At 71.6% G+C, this 17,225-nt stretch carries 15 protein-coding genes and 4 pseudogenes; 10 read left to right on the top strand and 9 right to left on the bottom strand.

Annotated elements, in window-relative coordinates:
- Window positions 1–66 precede the first annotated feature (66 nt).
- Window positions 67–1,113 (top strand): LacI family DNA-binding transcriptional regulator, encoded by a 1,047-nt coding sequence (locus OG505_RS18600; RefSeq protein ID WP_234581573.1) that lies wholly within the window; start codon window positions 67–69, stop codon window positions 1,111–1,113.
- Window positions 1,114–1,124: 11 nt separating this feature from the next.
- On the opposite strand, the gene OG505_RS18595 is transcribed toward OG505_RS18600, so the two are convergent.
- Together OG505_RS18595 and OG505_RS18590 are read right to left on the bottom strand one after the other, a co-directional pair.
- Window positions 1,125–2,333 carry an acyl-CoA dehydrogenase family protein gene (locus tag OG505_RS18595; RefSeq protein WP_405426075.1) on the bottom strand — a complete coding sequence of 403 codons (1,209 nt, stop codon included), beginning with the start codon at window positions 2,331–2,333 and terminating at the stop codon, window positions 1,125–1,127.
- A complete protein-coding gene (locus tag OG505_RS18590; protein WP_405426073.1) occupies window positions 2,333–3,412 on the bottom strand; it encodes a phosphotransferase family protein in 1,080 nt (359 codons plus the stop codon). Before OG505_RS18590 ends, OG505_RS18595 begins: the two co-directional genes overlap by 1 nt.
- A gap of 239 nt (window positions 3,413–3,651) precedes the next feature.
- Between OG505_RS18590 and OG505_RS18585 the strand changes: the two genes are divergently transcribed.
- Together OG505_RS18585 and OG505_RS18580 are read left to right on the top strand one after the other, a co-directional pair.
- Complete coding sequence (locus OG505_RS18585; protein WP_405426072.1) at window positions 3,652–4,353, top strand: amino acid-binding protein; 702 nt, start codon at window positions 3,652–3,654, stop codon at window positions 4,351–4,353.
- Window positions 4,354–4,443: 90 nt separating this feature from the next.
- Window positions 4,444–4,563, top strand: a pseudogene (locus tag OG505_RS18580) (GNAT family N-acetyltransferase); the annotation flags it as partial.
- Between the two features lie 77 nt (window positions 4,564–4,640).
- On the opposite strand, the gene OG505_RS18575 reads toward OG505_RS18580, so the two are convergent.
- A complete protein-coding gene (locus OG505_RS18575; RefSeq protein WP_405426070.1) occupies window positions 4,641–5,039 on the bottom strand; it encodes a VOC family protein in 399 nt (132 codons plus the stop codon).
- Between the two features lie 88 nt (window positions 5,040–5,127).
- Window positions 5,128–5,301, bottom strand: coding sequence for a hypothetical protein (locus OG505_RS18570; RefSeq protein WP_405426069.1), 174 nt, complete (start codon window positions 5,299–5,301; stop codon window positions 5,128–5,130).
- 357 nt (window positions 5,302–5,658) lie between these two features.
- Here OG505_RS18570 and OG505_RS18565 point away from each other — a divergent pair, with 357 nt between their 5' ends.
- The 3 genes from OG505_RS18565 (at window position 5,659) to OG505_RS18555 (ending at window position 11,885) form a co-directional block, all read left to right on the top strand.
- Window positions 5,659–8,547, top strand: coding sequence for a glycoside hydrolase family 9 protein (locus OG505_RS18565; protein WP_405426067.1), 2,889 nt, complete (start codon window positions 5,659–5,661; stop codon window positions 8,545–8,547).
- Between the two features lie 207 nt (window positions 8,548–8,754).
- The gene (locus OG505_RS18560; RefSeq protein WP_405426065.1) at window positions 8,755–11,241 is read left to right on the top strand and encodes a non-reducing end alpha-L-arabinofuranosidase family hydrolase; all 2,487 of its coding nucleotides are present in this window, start codon (window positions 8,755–8,757) and stop codon (window positions 11,239–11,241) included.
- Between the two features lie 113 nt (window positions 11,242–11,354).
- The gene (locus tag OG505_RS18555) at window positions 11,355–11,885 is read left to right on the top strand and encodes a DUF488 family protein (protein ID WP_405426063.1); all 531 of its coding nucleotides are present in this window, start codon (window positions 11,355–11,357) and stop codon (window positions 11,883–11,885) included.
- Between the two features lies 1 nt (window position 11,886).
- Here OG505_RS18555 and OG505_RS18550 read toward each other — a convergent pair.
- A pseudogene (locus OG505_RS18550) lies at window positions 11,887–12,033 on the bottom strand (GNAT family N-acetyltransferase); the annotation flags it as partial.
- Between OG505_RS18550 and OG505_RS18545 the strand changes: the two are divergent.
- Window positions 12,030–12,161 (top strand): annotated as a pseudogene (locus OG505_RS18545) (cellulose binding domain-containing protein); the annotation flags it as partial. The pseudogenes OG505_RS18550 and OG505_RS18545 sit on opposite strands and share 4 nt — an antisense overlap.
- Before the next feature lie 107 nt (window positions 12,162–12,268).
- On the opposite strand, the gene OG505_RS18540 reads toward OG505_RS18545, so the two are convergent.
- Window positions 12,269–12,913 (bottom strand): response regulator, encoded by a 645-nt coding sequence (locus OG505_RS18540; protein ID WP_405426062.1) that lies wholly within the window; start codon window positions 12,911–12,913, stop codon window positions 12,269–12,271.
- The gene (locus OG505_RS18535; protein WP_405426060.1) at window positions 12,865–14,154 is read right to left on the bottom strand and encodes a sensor histidine kinase; all 1,290 of its coding nucleotides are present in this window, start codon (window positions 14,152–14,154) and stop codon (window positions 12,865–12,867) included. Before OG505_RS18535 ends, OG505_RS18540 begins: the two co-directional genes overlap by 49 nt.
- Window positions 14,155–14,374: 220 nt before the next feature.
- On the opposite strand from OG505_RS18535, the gene OG505_RS18530 reads away from it, so the two are divergent.
- The 3 genes and pseudogenes from OG505_RS18530 to OG505_RS18520 all read left to right on the top strand — a co-directional run bounded on the left by OG505_RS18530 (window position 14,375) and on the right by OG505_RS18520 (window position 16,493).
- Window positions 14,375–15,940, top strand: a complete 1,566-nt coding sequence (locus tag OG505_RS18530; RefSeq protein WP_405426058.1) for an apolipoprotein N-acyltransferase — start codon at window positions 14,375–14,377, stop codon at window positions 15,938–15,940.
- A pseudogene (locus tag OG505_RS18525) lies at window positions 15,874–16,313 on the top strand (DUF488 family protein); the annotation flags it as partial. The gene OG505_RS18530 and the pseudogene OG505_RS18525, both read left to right, overlap by 67 nt.
- Before the next feature lie 6 nt (window positions 16,314–16,319).
- On the top strand, window positions 16,320–16,493 hold the full coding sequence (locus OG505_RS18520; RefSeq protein WP_405434884.1) for a hypothetical protein: 174 nt from the start codon (window positions 16,320–16,322) through the stop codon (window positions 16,491–16,493).
- 1 nt (window position 16,494) lies between these two features.
- Here the strand turns inward: OG505_RS18520 and OG505_RS18515 are convergent, their stop codons facing one another.
- A complete protein-coding gene (locus OG505_RS18515) occupies window positions 16,495–17,001 on the bottom strand; it encodes a GNAT family N-acetyltransferase (RefSeq protein WP_405426056.1) in 507 nt (168 codons plus the stop codon).
- A 4-nt stretch (window positions 17,002–17,005) separates the two neighbouring features.
- Window positions 17,006–17,224 carry a hypothetical protein gene (locus OG505_RS18510; protein WP_393048875.1) on the bottom strand — a complete coding sequence of 73 codons (219 nt, stop codon included), beginning with the start codon at window positions 17,222–17,224 and terminating at the stop codon, window positions 17,006–17,008.
- Window position 17,225 lies beyond the last annotated feature (1 nt).

Genomic DNA, 17,225 nt, shown 5'->3' with positions numbered 1-17,225 from the left:
AGGGCGGTCCTGGTGTCCACCTTCCTCGGGTGGCGCCAGGCCCGCCCGCCGTCGGAGGAGCAGACGATGACAACGCAGCGCACCCGGTCGCTCGGGCGTCCGACCCTCGACGCGGTCGCGGCGCGCGCCGGCGTGGGTCGAGGCACGGTCTCCCGCGTGGTCAACGGCTCGCCCCAGGTCAGCCCGGAGGCCCGGGCCGCGGTCCAGCAGGCCATCGCCGAGCTGGGGTACGTGCCGAACCGCGCGGCCCGTGCGCTCGTCACCCAGCGCACCGACTCCGTCGCCCTGGTGGTGTCCGAGTCCGGCGAGCGGGTCTTCACCGAGCCGTTCTTCGCCTCGATCGTGCGGGGCATCAGCTCCGCGCTGCTCGAAACACCGATGCAGCTCTGGCTGGCCATGGCTCAGTCGCCGGTCGAGCGGGAGCGGGTCGAGCACCACCTGACCAACCAGCACGTCGACGGCGTACTGCTGCTGTCGTTGCACGACTCCGACCCGCTGCCGACCCTGCTGGAGGAGCGCGGCCTGCCCGCGGTGCTCGGCGGTCGGCCCGCCCGGATGCTGCAACCCGGCGCGCAGCCGGCCTGGTTCGTCGACGTGGACAACGTTGGCGGAGCCCGGCAGGCGGTGGAGTACCTGACCGGGCAGGGGCGTCGACGCATCGGCACCATCGCCGGGCCACAGGACATGGGCGCTGGTCTGGCCCGCCTGGCCGGCTACACCGAGGCGGTCAAGGCCACCGGGGGCGGCGTCAACCCCGACCTGATCGCGTACGGCGACTTCAGCGAGGGCAGCGGCGCGGCCGCCATGCGCCGGCTGCTGGACTCCTGCCCGGATCTGGACGCCGTCTTCGTGGCGTCCGACCTGATGGCGTTCGGCGCGCTGCGTACCCTGCGCGAGGCCGGCCGGCGTGTCCCCGAGGACGTCGCGGTGATCGGCTTCGACGACGCGACGATCGCCCAACAGGCGGACCCGCCGCTGACCACGGTCTTCCAGCCGGTGGAGGAGATGGGCCGACAGATGGCCCGCCTGCTGGTCGCCCGCATCCGCGGTGACGATCTTCCGGCCCCGCACATCCTCCTGGACACCCAACTGGTCCACCGAGCCTCCGCCTGAGCGGCGGGGGGTCAGGCCCAGCGGCGTAGTTCGCGTTTGGCGAGGGAACTGCGGTGAACCTCGTCGGGACCGTCGGCGAGGCGCAGGGTGCGGGTCTGCGCCCAGAGGGCGGCCAGTGGCGTGTCCTGGCTGACGCCGGCGCCGCCGTACCCCTGGATGGCCTTGTCGATCACCCACTCCGCCATCGCCGGCGTGCCGATCTTGATGGCCTGGATCTCGGTGTGGGCGCCCTTGTTGCCGACGGTGTCCATCAACCAGGCCGTCTTGAGCACCAGCAGGCGGGCCTGCTCGATGCGCACCCGCGACTCGGCGATCCACTCCCGGACCACGCCCTGCTCGGCGAGCGGTCGACCGAACGCGACCCGCCCGAGCGCCCGCTTGCAGAGCAGCTCCAGGGCCCGCTCAGCCATTCCGATCAATCGCATGCAGTGGTGGATCCGGCCCGGGCCCAGTCGCGCCTGGGCGATGGCGAAGCCGGTGCCCTCGGCGCCGATCAGGTTCTCCGCCGGCACCCGGACGTCAACGAAGTCGATCTCGGCGTGCCCACCGTGTGCGCCGTCGGTGTAGCCGAAGACGGTCATGCCCCGGCGGACGTGCACCCCGGGGGTGTCCCGGGGGACCAGCACCATGCTCTGCTGGCGGTGCCGGTCGGCGTCGGGATCGGTCTTGCCCATCACGATGAAGATCTCGCAGCGCGGGTCCATCGCGCCGGACGACCACCACTTGCGGCCGTTGATGACGTACTCGTCGCCGTCGCGGACGATCCGGGTGGCGATGTTGGTGGCGTCGGAGGACGCCACGTCCGGCTCGGTCATGCAGAACGCGGAGCGGATCTGGCCCTCCAGCAGTGGCATCAGCCAGCGCTGCTGCTGCGCTTTCGAGCCGAACTCGGCCAGCAGCTCCATGTTGCCGGTGTCCGGGGCCGCGCAGTTGACCGCCTCCGGCGCCAGGTGTGGGCTGCGCCCGGTCAGCTCGGCCAGCGGAGCGTACTGCAGGTTGGTCAGGCCGGCGCCGTAGCGCGGGTCGGGCAGGAACAGGTTCCACAGGCCGCGCTTGCGGGCCTCGGCCTTGAGCTCCGCCAGCACCGGGGTACGCGACCACGGGTCACCGGCGGCGACCTGCTCGGCGTGCACCGCCTCGGCCGGGTAGACGTGCTCGGTGAGGAACCGGGTCAGCTCGTCGCGCAGCTCCTCGGTCCGGGCGTCGTACGAGAAGTCCATCACCGCTCCCTGGCGGCGGTCAGCCCATGCGCGACCAGCGGTGCCACCATCTCGCCGATCCGGTCGAAGCCCTCGCCGAGCGTCTGCCCGAGCGTGTGGCGGTAGTGGATGCCCTCGCAGATCACCGCGAGCTTGAAACAGCCGAGCGCCACGTGCCAGTGCAGCGGCCCGACGTCCACGTCGCTGCGCCCGGCGTACCGGTCGATCAGTTCGGCGCCGGTGGGGAAGCCGGCGCGCGGCCCGAGCCCGTCGGCGACCGGGTTGCCCTCGGCCGTGTCGCTGCCGCCGAGGACATCCCAGTACGTCAGGAGCAGCCCCAGGTCGGCGAGGGGGTCGCCGAGGGTGGCCATCTCCCAGTCCAGGACGGCGTGCACGGCCACCGGGTCGGCCGAGGCGAGAAGGTTGTCCAGCCGGTAGTCGCCGTGCACGATCCGGCCGGCGTTCGCGCCCTCCGGGGCGGTCGCGGCCAGCAGGTCACGCAGCTCGTCGATGCCGGGCAGGTCGCGGCTGCGCGAGCGGTCGAGCTGCCCGGCCCAGCGGCGGACCTGCCGGGCCAGGTAGCCCTCGGGGCGGCCGAAGTCGTTCAGCCCCACGGCGGCGGGCTCGACGGTGTGCAGCGCGGCGAGGGTGTCCATCATCGCCATGGCGAGGGCTCGTCGTCGGTCGTCGCCGAGCGGGTCGGTCTGCGCGCGGGTGCGGAACACCTCGCCGGGCATCCGCTCCATGAGGTAGAAGGGTGCGCCGATCACGTCGGGGTCGGTGCAGAGCAGCAGCGCGCCGGGCACCGGCACCGCGGTCGGCGCCAGCGCCGAGATGACCCGGAACTCGCGGGCCATGTCGTGCGCGGTCGCCAGCACGTGCCCGAGCGGTGGCCGGCGCAGCACGACCTCGCGGTCGCCGATGCGCAGCAGATAGGTGAGGTTGGACTTGCCGCCCGCGATCAGGTGAGCGCGCAGCGGCCCGGCGGCCAGCTCAGGTCGGTGCTGGGCCAGATGGTCGGCGAGCCGGTCCAGGGCCAGACCCGCGGGTGAGGCCGGGACGGCTTTCGGCCGCGACGCATCGGCGGCCGGATCACTCATCCGACTAGTTGATGGCAGGCCGTTCACGTTGTCAAGGTCAGAATGCGTCTGCCCGTCGGCAGCACCCTTCTGGAGCCGCCCATCTGGGGCTCGGCCCGCTTCCCCAACTGTCGGAACCAGCCGGCGCCGGTCGCAAATTTCCCCTCGGGACATGCCTCGGCAACAGGGACGAAATGGTCAACATGCAGGCTGTGAGCAGCCTGCCGGCCGCCGCCGGCCCGCCAAGCGGAGGGACAGACATGTTGCTGCGAGTTCGGGTCACCCTGCCGGACCGTCCGGGCACCCTCGGCCAGGTCGCCCGCACGTTGGGTGTCTCCGGCGCGGACATCGTCCAGGTGGTGGTCCTCGAACGTCTCGGCGGGCGCGCGGTGGACGACTTCACGGTGGTGTGGCCGGGCGCGGCTCGGGTCGAGCGTCTGCTGGCCGGCCTCGCGGCGATTCCGGGTGTACGGGTGGACGGCGTGTGGCGGGCGATCGGCGCGCCCACCACCACCGGCCAGGACGCGGAGCTGCTGGCGCAGGTCGCGGCCAACCCGGCCGACGGGCTGGCGACCCTGGTCGACGCGGTGCCGGGGCTGCTGGCCGCCGACTGGGCGGTCGCCGCGGTGGTCCCGGTGGACTGGGCATCGCGCACCGGAGGCGGTGGCGCCACCGTGGGCCACGCGAGCTGGCGTGCCCCCGTACCCCTGCGGTTGCCCGAGGTGACCCCGCTGCGCGGCCGCTCGATGACCACGCCCGACGGCACCCACCACGCGATCGCCCCGTTCGGCCGGGCCGGCCTGGTGCTGGTGGTGGCCCGCGAGCACAGCGACACCCTCTGCGCGGCTGGTTTCCACAGCACGGAGGTCGACCGGCTCACCCAGCTCGTCCGGGCCAGCGCGGTGATTCTCGGCGACCGACTGGACCTGGTCGGCGCACCACCGGTCGTCGCCGGCCCCTGAGCGGCCCCGGGAATTCCCGGGCCGACACGGCCGAGCAACCGGGCGGCAACAGCCGGGGGCGAGGCTCCGACGTGGGGAAGGGAGCCAACCATGACGTTGTGGCGGATCCGGGCCACCGTGGACGACCGGCCGGGTTACCTGTCGGTTCTCACGGCGAGCCTCGTGCTGCGTGGGGTCAACATCCTCACCGTGCAGGTGCAGCCCACCGAGCAAAGGAAGGGCACCCTGTTAACGCCTGTTGCATAGGAAGGGCCCCCTTTTAACAGCGGGCGCGGCTCACTGATGCGTCAACGCGTGGAGGGTTGGCGGCGGCCGGACAGGCAGAACCGGTTGCCCTCCGGGTCGGCGAGGACCACGTACGGCGGTTCGGTGGGGTGGGGGTCCGTGGGGTAGCGCCGCCAGTCCACCCGCTGGGCGCCGAGCGCGAGCAATCGGTCGAGCTCCTCGTCGAGGCTGCGCTCGCCGGCGTCCAGGTCCATGTGGAGCCGGGGAAACTCCTGCACCGGGCTCTTGCTGAGGTCCATCGCGATGGCCATGCCCGGAGCCCCTGGCGGCGGCTCCAGCACGATCCACTCGTCACCGTCGAATCGGGGCGCCCGGCGGCGGTAACCGAGCGCCGCGGCCCAGAACCTTCCCGCTCGCTCGGAGTCGGACACGCCCAGGGAGAGCTGTTCGATCATCGCCATCGTTCGACGGTACGCCGACGGCGCGCTGTTAATAGGGGCCCCCTGCTCTACATCAGGCGTTAACAAGGGGCCCTTCCTTGCACCGTGGTCAGGTGGCGGGGTAGCTGTTGTGCAGCGTGGTGACGCCGTCCACCTCGGCGCCGGCGTGGGCGGGGTGGAGGGGGGCGATGCTCGATGCCCAGGCCGGTGAGGCGATGGCGAGAGCGGCCGTGGCGGCGGCCCTCCAGACGGCCGAGCGCATCAGGCGCCGACGCAGTGGCATGAGGATTCCTCCGAGATTGGTCGAGGGGGCCGCCCACGATCCCATGAACGGGACCTCCCGACGGCATCGGTCAACCAGGTTGAGCTGGGACGACGTCTCAGGCGGAAGTGGTTGCCGGGACGACGTTCCGCGCGGCCATGCGCGTGTCGCTGTAACGCCTACGAGCGCGGTGGCGCTGGCGGCGCGACACGGGCTTCCCAATCGACGACGTGCACATTACATTGTCGGTTATCCATGGGAGCGCTTCCACGACTGCCCGTGGTCACACCGCCACCCCGCTGTCGCCGGTGGCCGTGCCGCCCCCACGCCGTCCCGCGTCGGTGCGACCGCCGGCGGCGCCTCCGACAGGAGCCCTTCATGCGCCACCTGACCCGGCCGTCCACCGGCCACCCCGGCCGGTCGCCGGTCGCCGACCAGCCCTGGCCCCGGCGGTTGCTGGCCGCCGGCGTCGCCCTGCTCACCGGGCTGTCCCTCGCGGTCACCGCGCCGCCGGCCGGGCCCGCGTCCGCCGCGCCGGCCTTCAACTACGCCGAGGCGTTGCAGAAGTCGCTGCTCTTCTACGAAGCGCAGCAGTCGGGTAAGCTGCCGGACTGGAACCGGGTCTCCTGGCGTGGCGACTCCGCGCTCACCGACGGGGCCGCCGCGGGACTGGACCTCACCGGCGGCTGGTACGACGCCGGCGACCACGTCAAGTTCGGCTTCCCGATGGCGTTCAGCGCCACCATGCTGGCGTGGGGCGCGGTGGAGTACCGCAGCGGCTACACGGCCTCCGGCCAACTGCCGCACCTGCTCAACAACCTGCGCTTCGTCAACGACTACTTCATCAAGGCGCACCCGTCGGCCAACGTCCTCTACGGACAGGTCGGCAAGGGCGACGACGACCACAAGTGGTGGGGCCCGGCCGAGGTGCTGCCGATGGCGCGGCCCGCGTACAAAATCGATGCGAGCTGTGGCGGCGCGGACCTCGCTGGCGAGACGGCGGCCGCGATGGCCGCCTCCTCGATGGTGTTCCGGCCCACCGACGCGACCTACGCGGACAAGCTGCTCACCCACGCCCGGCAGCTCTACACCTTCGCCGACACGGTGCGGAAGTCCTACCACGAGTGCATCACCGACGCGACGAGCTTCTACAAGTCGTGGAGCGGCTGGCAGGACGAGCTGGTGTGGGGCGCCATCTGGCTCTACCGGGCCACCGGCGACGCCAGCTACCTGACCAAGGCCGAGAGTGAGTACGACAAGCTCGGCACCGAGCCGCAGTCCACCACCCGCTCCTACAAGTGGACGATCGCCTGGGACAACAAGCAGTTCGGCGCGTACGTGCTGTTGGCCAACCTGACCGGCAAGCAGAAGTACGTCGACGACGCGAACCGCTGGCTGGACTACTGGACCGTCGGGGTGAACGGGCAGCGGGTGCCGTACTCCCCCGGTGGGATGGCGGTGCTCGACTCCTGGGGTGCGCTGCGCTACGCGGCCAACACCTCCTTCGCCGCGCTGGTCTACAGCGACAAGACCACCGACACGACCCGCAAGGCGCGCTACCACGACTTCGCCGTTCGGCAGATCAACTACGCGCTCGGCGACAACCCGCGCAACTCCAGCTACGTGATCGGGTTCGGCGCCAACGCACCGAAGAACCCGCACCACCGCACCGCGCACGGGTCCTGGTGGGACAGCCAGACGGTGCCCGTCGAGACCCGGCACACCCTCTACGGCGCGCTGGTCGGCGGCCCGTCCTCGGCCAACGACGCGTACACCGACAGCCGGTCCGACTACGTGATGAACGAGGTCGCCACCGACTACAACGCCGGCTTCACCTCGGCGCTGGTCCGGCTGACCTCCGAGTACGGCGGCAGCCCGCTGGCCAACTTCCCGGTCGCCGAGACGCCCGACATGGACGAGCTGACCGTGGAGACCACGGTGATGCAGGCCGAACCCCGGGCCACCGGGCTCAAGGCGATCATCTACAACAAGTCGGCGTTCCCGGCCCGGGCCCTGACCACCGGCAAGTTCCGGTACTACTTCCGGCCCGACGGCGCCGGCGCGGTGCAGGTCACCCCCGGCTACACCCAGGGCTGCCCGTCGCCGGCCACGGCCAAGCAGTTCAGCGGCGACATCTGGTACGTCGAGGTGGACTGCACCGGCTACACCATCGCCCCGGCCGGGCAGTCCCAGCACCGGATGGAGGTCCAGTTCAAGATCGGCGTGCCGGAGGGCGGGACCTGGGACCCGACCAACGACCCGTCGTACCAGGCGACCGCCGGGCCCAACCGCAAGGTGCCGCTCTACTCCGGCGGGGTACGGGTCTGGGGCGAGGAGCCCGGACCGGCCACCCCGGACACCACCGCGCCCACAGTGCCCGGCACGCCCGTCGCGTCCGCCGTCACGTCCAGCGGGCTCACGCTGACCTGGGCCGCGTCCACCGACACCGGCGGCAGCGGGTTGGCCGGCTACGAGGTGACCCGTACCTCGGCCGGCGCCGACCCGGTCGTCACCGCCTCGACGAGGGCCACCCTGGCCGTGACCGGGCTGGCGCCCGAGCGGACGTACCAGTTCACCGTGCGGGCGCTCGACGGCGCCGGCAACCGTTCGGCGGCGTCGGCGGCGGTCACCGTCACCACGCCGGCCGGCCCCGCGCCGGACACCACAGCGCCGACCGCACCCGGTACGCCCACCGCCTCCGCGGTCGGCCCGACCGGCCTGACCCTGACCTGGGGCCCGTCCACCGACGCGGTGGGCGTCACCGGCTACCGCGTCTACCGGGGCGGGAACGTTCTGGTCGGTTCGGCCACCGGCACCACGCTGGCGGTGACCGGGCTGACCGCCTCCACCACGTACACGTTCACGGTGGTGGCGGTGGACGCGGCCGGAAACGTTTCGCCCGCGTCGCCCGGCGTCACGGTCACCACCACGGCCCCGCCTGCCGGCGGCGGCTGCGCGCTGACCTGGACGGCGAACAACTGGGACACCGGATTCACCGCGAACATCACGATCGCCAACACCGGCGCCACGGCGATCAACGGCTGGACGCTCGCGTTCACCTTCCCGAGCAGCGGGCAGAAGGTCGGGCAGGCCTGGTCGGCGAACGTGACCCAGACCGGCACCGCGGTGACCGCGTCGAACCTGTCCTACAACGGGACACTGGCGCCGGGTGCGTCGACGAGCTTCGGCTTCAACGGCACCCACACCGGCAGCACCACCAGGCCGGCCGCCTTCACCCTGAACGGCGCGGCCTGCACCGTCTCCTGACTCATCGACGCGGCGTGGCGTGGCCGGTACCGCGCCCGGGCGACCGGTCACGCCACCCGCGCAGGGCCACAACATTCCCGAAACTTTTCCGTAAACTCCATTGCCCGGACCGACGCGTGGTTAGCATCGACTGAGTTAGATGTCCCAACCAAGACGTCCGGTCGTTCCGCCTCGGCGGCCCGGGTGTAGGCCACTAAGGAGGCCGAGATGGCAATGAGCCCATCCGATCATCGCAGCGGCACTCGGCGACGGCGATCACCCGCCGTCCGAGCGCTGCTCGCCGGCGCGTTCAGCGTCGTGACGGTGGCCGCCGTCGCGGTGATGATGCCCTCGGCGAACGCCGCCGCGAGCACGCTCGGCGCGGCCGCCGCGCAGTCGGGCCGGTACTTCGGCACCGCCATCGCGGCGGGCCGGCTGGGCGACTCGACGTACAGCACCATCGCGGCGCGTGAGTTCAACATGATCACGGCCGAGAACGAGATGAAGCCGGACGCGACGGAGCCCCAGCGGGGCCAGTTCAACTTCAACTCCGGTGACCAGATCTACAACTGGGCGACCCAGCGCGGCCTGAAGGTCCGTGGGCACACCCTCGCCTGGCACGGGCAACAGCCGGGGTGGATGCAGAGCCTGAGCGGCAGCAGCCTGCGTCAGGCGATGATCGACCACATCAACGGCGTGATGGGCCACTACCGGGGCAAGCTCGCCGCGTGGGACGTGGTGAACGAGGCGTTCAACGAGGACGGCAGCCGGCGTAACTCCAACCTCCAGGGCACCGGCAACGACTGGATCGAGGTGGCGTTCCGGACCGCGCGGGCGGCCGACCCGTCGGTCAAGCTCTGCTACAACGACTACAACATCGAGAACTGGTCGTACGGCAAGACGCAGGGCGTCTACCGCATGATCCAGGACTTCAAGTCCCGTGGCGTGCCGATCGACTGCGTCGGGTTGCAGACCCACTTCACCGGCGGCAGCTCGCTGCCGAGCAACTTCCAGACCACGCTGTCCAGCTTCGCCGCGCTCGGCGTGGACGTGGCGCTGACCGAGGTCGACGTCACCAACTCCTCCACCACCCAGTACGCCGGGCTGACCCAGGCGTGCCTGAACGTGCCGCGCTGCATCGGCATCACCGTCTGGGGCGTACGCGACAGCGACTCGTGGCGCTCGAACGAGAGCCCGCTGCTCTTCGACGGCGGCGGCAACAAGAAGGCCGCGTACAACTCGGTCCTCAACGCGCTCAACGCGGCCCCCCCGACGTCGAGCCCGACCGCGAGCCCGACGGTGAGCCCGACGGTGAGCCCGACGGTGAGCCCGACCACGAGCCCGCCGCCGAGCGGCGGCGCCGGCCGGATCGTCGGCGTGCAGTCGGGCCGGTGCATCGACGTGCCCAACGCCACGCAGACCAACGGCACCCGCGTCCAGCTCTATGACTGCAACAGTCAGTCGAACCAGCAGTGGACGTACACCAGCGGCAAGCAGCTGAGGGTCTACGGCAGCAAGTGCCTCGACGCGAACGGCGCGGGCTCCGCGAACGGCACCGGAATCATCATCTGGGACTGCAACGGCCAGTCGAACCAGCAGTGGAACGTCAACTCCAACGGCACCATCACCGGTGTGCAGTCCGGCCGGTGCCTGGACGTCTGGGGCACCGGCAACGGTCAGCAGGTCCAGCTGTACGACTGCCACGGGCAGACCAACCAGCAGTGGCGGACCGACTTCGGTGGCGGCACCACCCTGCCGACGCCGCCGACGTCGCCGTCGCCGCCGCCGACCACGCCGCCGCCGGGCGGCTGCGCGCTCCCGTCGACCTACCGGTGGTCGTCGACCGGCGCGCTGACGAGCCCGAAGAACGGCTGGCTCTCGCTCAAGGACTTCACCAACGTGGTCTACAACGGCCAGCACCTGGTCTACGGGTCGTACGTCAACAGCAGCGGCCAGTACAGCTCGATGAACTTCGGCACGTTCACCAACTGGTCCGACATGGCCTCGGCCAGCCAGAACGGGATGAGCCAGGGCACCGTGGCGCCCACGCTGCTGTACTTCGCGCCGAAGAACATCTGGGTGCTGGCGTACCAGTGGGGACCGACCTCGTTCAGCTACAAGACGTCGAGCGACCCGACCAACGCCAACGGCTGGTCCTCGGCGCAGACGCTGTCCACCGCCACCCTCTCGGACGCTCCGTACGGGGTGATCGACCAGACCCTCATCGGCGACGACCAGAACATGTACCTCTTCTTCGCCGGGGACAACGGCAAGATCTACCGGTCGAGCATGCCGCTGGGGAACTTCCCGGGCAGCTTCGGCTCGACCTACACGACGGTCATGACCGACTCGACCAACAACCTGTTCGAGGGCGTCGAGGTCTACAAGGTGCAGGGCCAGAACCAGTACCTCATGATCGTCGAGGCGATCGGAAGCCAGGGACGCTACTTCCGGTCGTTCACGTCCACCAGCCTGGGCGGCTCGTGGACTCCGCAGGCCGCCAGCGAGAGCAACCCGTTCGCGGGCAAGGCCAACAGCGGCGCCACGTGGACCAACGACATCAGCCACGGTGACCTGGTCCGCACCAACCCCGACCAGACCAAGACCGTCGACGCCTGCAACCTGCAGTTGCTGTACCAGGGCAAGGACCCCGGTGCGGGCGGCGACTACAACCGGCTGCCGTGGCGGCCGGGTGTCCTGACCCTCCAGCGCTAGGCCCACCGCGCAGAACCGAAGCGCGCCCGGCACCGTGTGGTGCCGGGCGCGCTTTTCGGTGGACCGTGCCGGGCCGGCGGGCGGGCGGCGGCGACCCGGGGCAAACTGGGTCGATGGAGCGCGCGTTGGTGACCGTCGGGCACGGGGCCGCCGGCCGGGACCAGTTCGGGGCACTGCTGGCCAGCGCGGAGATCGCCCTGGTGGTGGACGTGCGCCGCTACCCGGCCAGCCGGACCAACCCGGACGTCCGCCGGGAGGCCATGGAACGCTGGCTGCCCGAACGGGGCATCGGCTACCGCTGGGAGCCGCGCCTCGGCGGCCGCCGGCACGTCCGCGCCGGCGAGCCGGAACCGGACACCTGGTGGACTGTCGCGGCCTTCCGGGCGTACGCCGCGTACACGCGCACGCCCGACTTCGACACGGCCCTGGACGAGGTGCTGGCGGACGTCGCACCGCGAACCACAGCGGTGATGTGCAGTGAGAGCGTCTGGTGGCGCTGCCACCGGCGGCTGATCGCCGACGTCGCAGTGCTCGGCCGCGGGGTGCCGGTGTCGCACCTCATGCCGGACGGCCGGCTCAGCCCGCACCGGCCGGCCGAGGGCGCCCGCCGCCTGCCCGACGGGCATCTGCTCTGGGCGGGCTGAATCAGCCGGCCAGCTCCTCCGCGAGCAGGTCCATCAGCAGCGCGTCGTGCCAGCGCCCGTCCGCCCCGCGCTCGTAGCGGCGCATGATGCCCACCGGCCGGAAACCCACCTTCGCGTACGCCCGGATGGCCGCGCTGTTCGCCGACGAACCTGTCGTACAACGGGACGCTGGCGCCGGGGGCGTCGATTGGCTTCGGCTTCAACGGCACCCACACCGGCGCCAACCCGAAGCCCACGTCCTTCACCCTCAACGGCACCCCCTGCACCGTCTCCTGACGGCGCCGGCCGGATCGTGGTCGGTCACCGTTGCGCACGGACGGTGACCGGCCACGAGTACGCCCCGAAGCCGCCGTTCGACGCCGGCTCACCGGCGACCCTGGCCCCTACCCGTTGAGGTAGGCGAGCACGGCGCGTACCCGGCGGTTGTCGCCGTCGGAGGGCGGCAGGTCGAGCTTGCTGAAGATGTTGGCGATGTGCTTGCCGACGGCGCCGTCGCCGATGACCAACCGTTGCGCGATGGCGGCGTTGGAGCGGCCTTCGGCCATCAGGGCGAGCACCTCGTGCTCCCGCCGGGTCAGCCGGGCCAGCGGCTCGTCCTTCGCGGTGCGGGCCAGCAGCCGGGAGATGACTGTCGGGTCCATCGCCGTGCCGCCGGCGGCGACCCGGCGCAGCACGTCGAGGAACTCGTCCGTGCTGGTGACCCGGTCCTTGAGCAGGTAGCCGATGCCACCGGCGTCGTCGGTCAGCAGCTCGCGGGCATAGAGCTGCTCGACGTGCTGGGACAGCACCAGAATCGGCTGGCCGGGTATTCGACGGCGTGCCGTCAGGGCTGCCTGTAGTCCTTCGTCGGTGAACGACGGGGGCAGCCGCACGTCGACCACGGCCACCTCCGGTCGCTGCTCGGACAGCGCCTCAAGCAGCGCCGGACCGTTGTCGACGGCCGCGACGACGGTGATGCCGTGTGCCTGCAGCAGCCGGGTCAGTCCGTCGCGCAGGAGAGCGTGGTCTTCGGCGAGGACAACTCGCATGGCAGCTCCATGGTCACTGTCGTGGGTCCACCTGGTGGGCTGTTCAGGGTGAGGGTGCCATCGAAGGCGGCGAGCCGCCGCTGGATTCCGCGCAGCCCGGTGCCGCGCCCAATCTCCGCGCCACCGCGCCCGTTGTCGGCGACGGTCACCCGGAGCATGCCGTCGCGGTGCCGGATGTCGATCGACACGCGCTCCGCGCCGGAGTGCTTGGCTGCGTTGGCCAGGACCTCGGAGATCGCGAAGTACGCGGCGGATTCCACCGCGGGCGCCAGCCGGCCGGGCAGCTCGGCTGAGACAGCCACCTTCTGGCTGCTGTCGAGTGCCACTGCCCGCACCGCGTCGGGCAGCCCACGATCGGCCAGCACGGGCGGGTGGATGCCCCGGACCAGGTCGCGCAGCTCGTTCAGCGCCTTTGTTGATGCCGTCCGGGCTTCGCCCACAAGCGCCCGCGCGGTCTGCAGGTCGTGATCCAGCAGTTGTTCGGCCGCGCTGAGGGTCATGCCCATGGCCACCAGCCGGGCCTGGGCGCCGTCGTGCAGGTCGCGTTCGATCCGGCGTAGCTCCGCAGCCTGGCTTTCCAGCGCATCCGTGCGGGTTTCGGTCAGGCGCCGCACTCGCAGGGCCAGGGCGGTGGGTGCCAGCAGCCAGCGCGTGAAGCGGGCGTGGGTCAGCAGTGACCGGGGGCCGATGGCCAGGCCGAGCAGCACGATGGCCGCGCCCAGCGCCGCCGCCGACCATGCGGTGACCGGGCCGGTGACGTGGATCATGGCGTACCAGTTGTTGCCGCCCGCATCGACGATGGGCCGCCACACGATCGGCTGGGCGAGGCCGAACAGCCCGAACGCGAGGACCGCCGCCGGCAGGACCGCGACGGAGGCGCCGACGATCGGGGCGAGCAGCAGCCACAGCAGGTCCCGCCAGGTCGCCGGGTCGGTGAGGAGCCAGGCCCAGCGCTGCCACCACCCCTTCGCACCGGCGGCGATCGGCGGTCGCGGCCGGTACGGTACGGGGATCTCCACCCCGCTCCAGGTGTCGGCGAGACGTCGCGAGTGGTCGGCCAGCTTCCGGATGGCCATGACCGTCGCCGGGACCAGGAAGACGCCGGGAAAGAGGACGGTGCCGACGGCAACGGTCAACAGCACCGTGAGTAGGACCGCCTGCAGCGACAGTCCGAACAGGACCAGCCCTCGTCCGGCGGCAACCAGACCACGGCGGCCCCGTTCAGCGATCTGGTTGCGCATTGTCATCTCCCCGTCGGACGTTGTCTCGCCCAGTATTCAGGCGAGCCGGGCCCGACGCACGGGCCCTGGGACCCGGACCCGTGCGGGGGTTCAGCTCCACCACGGTTGCGGGGGCTGGCCGGATGGTCCCGACGACGTCGTTTTCCTACCTTTCCGTCAGCGGCTCCTGCCGCCTGCCCTATCCGAGGAAGGTGAGGACAAAACGATGCGAGGATCGCGCTTGCCGCAACCGGCCGATCGGCTCGGCTACCTGTGGCTGGGGATCGGCACCGTCCTGTCGTTGTTCGCGGTGCACGGGCGCTGGGACGTGCCCGTGGCGGCGTGGCTGTACGGCGTCTTTCTGCTGCGTTACACCCGTACCCGCCGGCCGTTCGTCGGGTTCGTCGGCGTCTGGGCGGCATCGGCGGTCAGCGCCGCGTTCTGGCTGTACGAGTCGGGTGTGGACGTGCTCAGCCCGATCCTGTTGTTGTGCCTCGCGTTGAGCACCGTGCTGACGGTGCCGTACCTGGTCGACCGGCTGCTCGCCCCGCGGCTGGGCGTACCGGGCGCGTTGGTCGCCACGCTGGTGTTTCCACTGGCCCGGGTCTGCGCCGAGTACGTCAACGCCATGTTCAGCCCGGCCGGTAGCATCTTCGGGTCGCTCGCCGCCACCCAGCACGACAACCGGCCACTGCTGCAGGTCGCCGCGGTCACCGGCAGCTACGGCGTCAGCTTCCTGATCGCGTGGTTCGCGGCCGTCTGCGCCGGCGTCTGGGAGCGTCGGTTCTCCTGGCTGGCAATCCGCATCCCGGTTCTGGCGTACGGCGTGGTGCTGGGCATGGTCGTCATCGGCGGGGGTGTCCGGCTCGCGCTCTTTCCGCCCTCTGCCGGCACCGTCCGCGTTGCGGGGGTCAGCCCGACGCGTTCGGCCCTGGCCCACCGGACCGCGATGCTGGACAGTTTCGCCTCCCTGTCGCAGTTGGCCCAGGCTGACCCCGCGCTGCTCCGCCCGGTCTTCGCCGCCGTCACCGACGACCTGCTCGCGGCCAGCGAACGCGAGGCCCGCGCCGGAGCACGGATCATCGTCTGGCCGGAGACCGGCGCGGGCGTCCTGACCGGCGACCGGGCCGAACTGATCACCCGGGTCGGGGTACTCGCCCGCACCCACGGCGTGTATCTGGAGCTGGGTCTCGGGGTGCTGTCCCGCCAGCCGCCGTACGTGCGGAACCAGGCCGTCCTCATCGACCCACGCGGCCAGGTGGTCTGGACCTACGAGAAGGCGCACCCCGTCCCGGGCCTGGAGGAACTCACGCCAGGCGACGGTGTGGTCCCGACGGTCGACACACCGTACGGTCGGCTCGGGAACCTGATCTGTTTCGACGCCGACTTCCCCAGCCTGGCGCGGCAGGGCGGCAGTCAGGGGGTGGACCTGATGCTGGTGCCGTCCAACGACTGGCGGGAATTCGGCGAGGCGCACACGGAGAAGGCCACCCTCCGGGCGATCGAGAACGGCTACTCGCTGGTCCGGCAGGACACCAACGGGCTGGCGCAGACGGTCGACTACCAGGGCCGGGTCCTCGCTTCGTCCAACTACTTCACCAGCGACCAGCAGACCATGGTCGCGTACGTGCCGTCCAAGGGAGTACGCACGATCTACGCCGCGGTCGGTGACGTGTTCGCCTGGCTGTGCGTCGCGGCGCTGGCCGCGCTGGTCGGCGTAGCCGCCCGCCGCGCCGTGCGGTGGCCCGCGCGGACCCTCGCCGGCCGACCCGCCGTCACCGAACGAGCATCCATGGGTACGCCCTGAGCGATCCGGGGCAAGCTGACCTGGTGGAGCGGGTGGTGCTGACGGTGGGGCACGGGGCGGCCGACCGGGAGCGGCTGGGGGAGCTGCTGGGCGGCGCGGGGGTCGCGCTGGTGGTGGACGTGCGGCGGTATCCGGCCAGCCGGACCAACCCGGACGTGCGGCGCGAGGTGCTCGAGCGCTGGCTGCCCGAACGGGCATCGGCTACCGCTGGGAGCCGCGCCTCGGCGGCCGCCGGCACGTCCGCGCCGGCGAGTCGGAACCGGACACCTGGTGGACTGTCGCGGCCTTCCGGGCGTACGCCGCGTACACGCGCACGCCCGACTTCGACACGGCCCTGGACGAGGTGCTGGCCGACGCCGCACCGCGAACCACAGCGGTGATGTGCAGTGAGAGCGTCTGGTGGCGCTGCCACCGGCGGCTGATCGCCGACGTCGCAGTGCTCGGCCGCGGGGTGCCGGTGTCGCACCTCATGCCGGACGGCCGGCTCAGCCCGCACCGGCCGGCCGAGGGCGCCCGCCGCCTGCCCGACGGGCATCTGCTCTGGGCGGGCTGAATCAGCCGGCCAGCTCCTCCGCGAGCAGGTCCATCAGCAGCGCGTCGTGCCAGCGCCCGTCCGCCCCGCGCTCGTAGCGGCGCATGATGCCCACCGGCCGGAAACCCACCTTCGCGTACGCCCGGATGGCCGCGCTGTTCGCCGCGGCCGGGTCGATGGTGAACCGGTGGTGGCCGTACTCGTCGATCAGGTGCCGGGCCAGGGTGCGGATGGCGTCCCCGCCCAGGCCCTCGCCGCGCACCGCCGGATCGAGGAAGACGTCCAGGCTGGCGTGCCGGTAGTCCGGGTCCGGTTCGGCGTGCCACTGGATCGCGCCGATCACCCGACCGTCGTGCTCGATGGCGTACAGGGCGAGGTCGTCGTCGTTCAGGTCGGCCTGGACGGACGCGGCCAGGTCGTCGCCGCCGCGCCACCACCGGCGTACCTCCGGTTCGGCCCGGATGGCCGCGAGGGCCGGCACGTCCGCGACCGTCGCCGGTCGGAGGGTCACCGCACGCCCACGCAGCATCGGCTCAGCCTCGGCTCTCGCCGTGCTCGACGCAGACCGCCGACCAGCCGACCGGCAGCACCTGCACCTTCATCCGGCGTCGGCACTGCGGGCAGTAGCGCGGCGGCTCCAGCGCGCGGGCCGCCGCGCACGACTCGTGCCCGGCGGCCGACGCGTCCTCGCCGCAGCGGTCACACCAGCGCTGCGCTGCCACAAGCTCGGTCACGTCGTCCTCACCGGTCAGC

The organism is Micromonospora sp. NBC_00617, from assembly GCF_045161355.1.
In the GTDB taxonomy this organism is placed as follows: Bacteria; Actinomycetota; Actinomycetes; order Mycobacteriales; family Micromonosporaceae; genus Micromonospora.
This window is presented reverse-complemented; position numbering and strand designations above follow the sequence as displayed.

What these genes read in the sequence shown, in the direction of transcription:
- OG505_RS18600 (WP_234581573.1), top strand. Translation starts at nt 67, where the DNA reads ATGACAACGCAGCGCACCCGGTCGCTCGGGCGTCCGACCCTCGACGCG.
- OG505_RS18595 (WP_405426075.1), bottom strand. Translation starts at nt 2,333, where the DNA reads ATGGACTTCTCGTACGACGCCCGGACCGAGGAGCTGCGCGACGAGCTG.
- OG505_RS18590 (WP_405426073.1), bottom strand. Translation starts at nt 3,412, where the DNA reads ATGAGTGATCCGGCCGCCGATGCGTCGCGGCCGAAAGCCGTCCCGGCC.
- OG505_RS18585 (WP_405426072.1), top strand. Translation starts at nt 3,652, where the DNA reads ATGTTGCTGCGAGTTCGGGTCACCCTGCCGGACCGTCCGGGCACCCTC.
- OG505_RS18575 (WP_405426070.1), bottom strand. Translation starts at nt 5,039, where the DNA reads ATGGCGATGATCGAACAGCTCTCCCTGGGCGTGTCCGACTCCGAGCGA.
- OG505_RS18570 (WP_405426069.1), bottom strand. Translation starts at nt 5,301, where the DNA reads ATGCCACTGCGTCGGCGCCTGATGCGCTCGGCCGTCTGGAGGGCCGCC.
- OG505_RS18565 (WP_405426067.1), top strand. Translation starts at nt 5,659, where the DNA reads ATGCGCCACCTGACCCGGCCGTCCACCGGCCACCCCGGCCGGTCGCCG.
- OG505_RS18560 (WP_405426065.1), top strand. Translation starts at nt 8,755, where the DNA reads ATGGCAATGAGCCCATCCGATCATCGCAGCGGCACTCGGCGACGGCGA.
- OG505_RS18555 (WP_405426063.1), top strand. Translation starts at nt 11,355, where the DNA reads ATGGAGCGCGCGTTGGTGACCGTCGGGCACGGGGCCGCCGGCCGGGAC.
- OG505_RS18540 (WP_405426062.1), bottom strand. Translation starts at nt 12,913, where the DNA reads ATGCGAGTTGTCCTCGCCGAAGACCACGCTCTCCTGCGCGACGGACTG.
- OG505_RS18535 (WP_405426060.1), bottom strand. Translation starts at nt 14,154, where the DNA reads ATGCGCAACCAGATCGCTGAACGGGGCCGCCGTGGTCTGGTTGCCGCC.
- OG505_RS18520 (WP_405434884.1), top strand. Translation starts at nt 16,320, where the DNA reads ATGTGCAGTGAGAGCGTCTGGTGGCGCTGCCACCGGCGGCTGATCGCC.
- OG505_RS18515 (WP_405426056.1), bottom strand. Translation starts at nt 17,001, where the DNA reads ATGCTGCGTGGGCGTGCGGTGACCCTCCGACCGGCGACGGTCGCGGAC.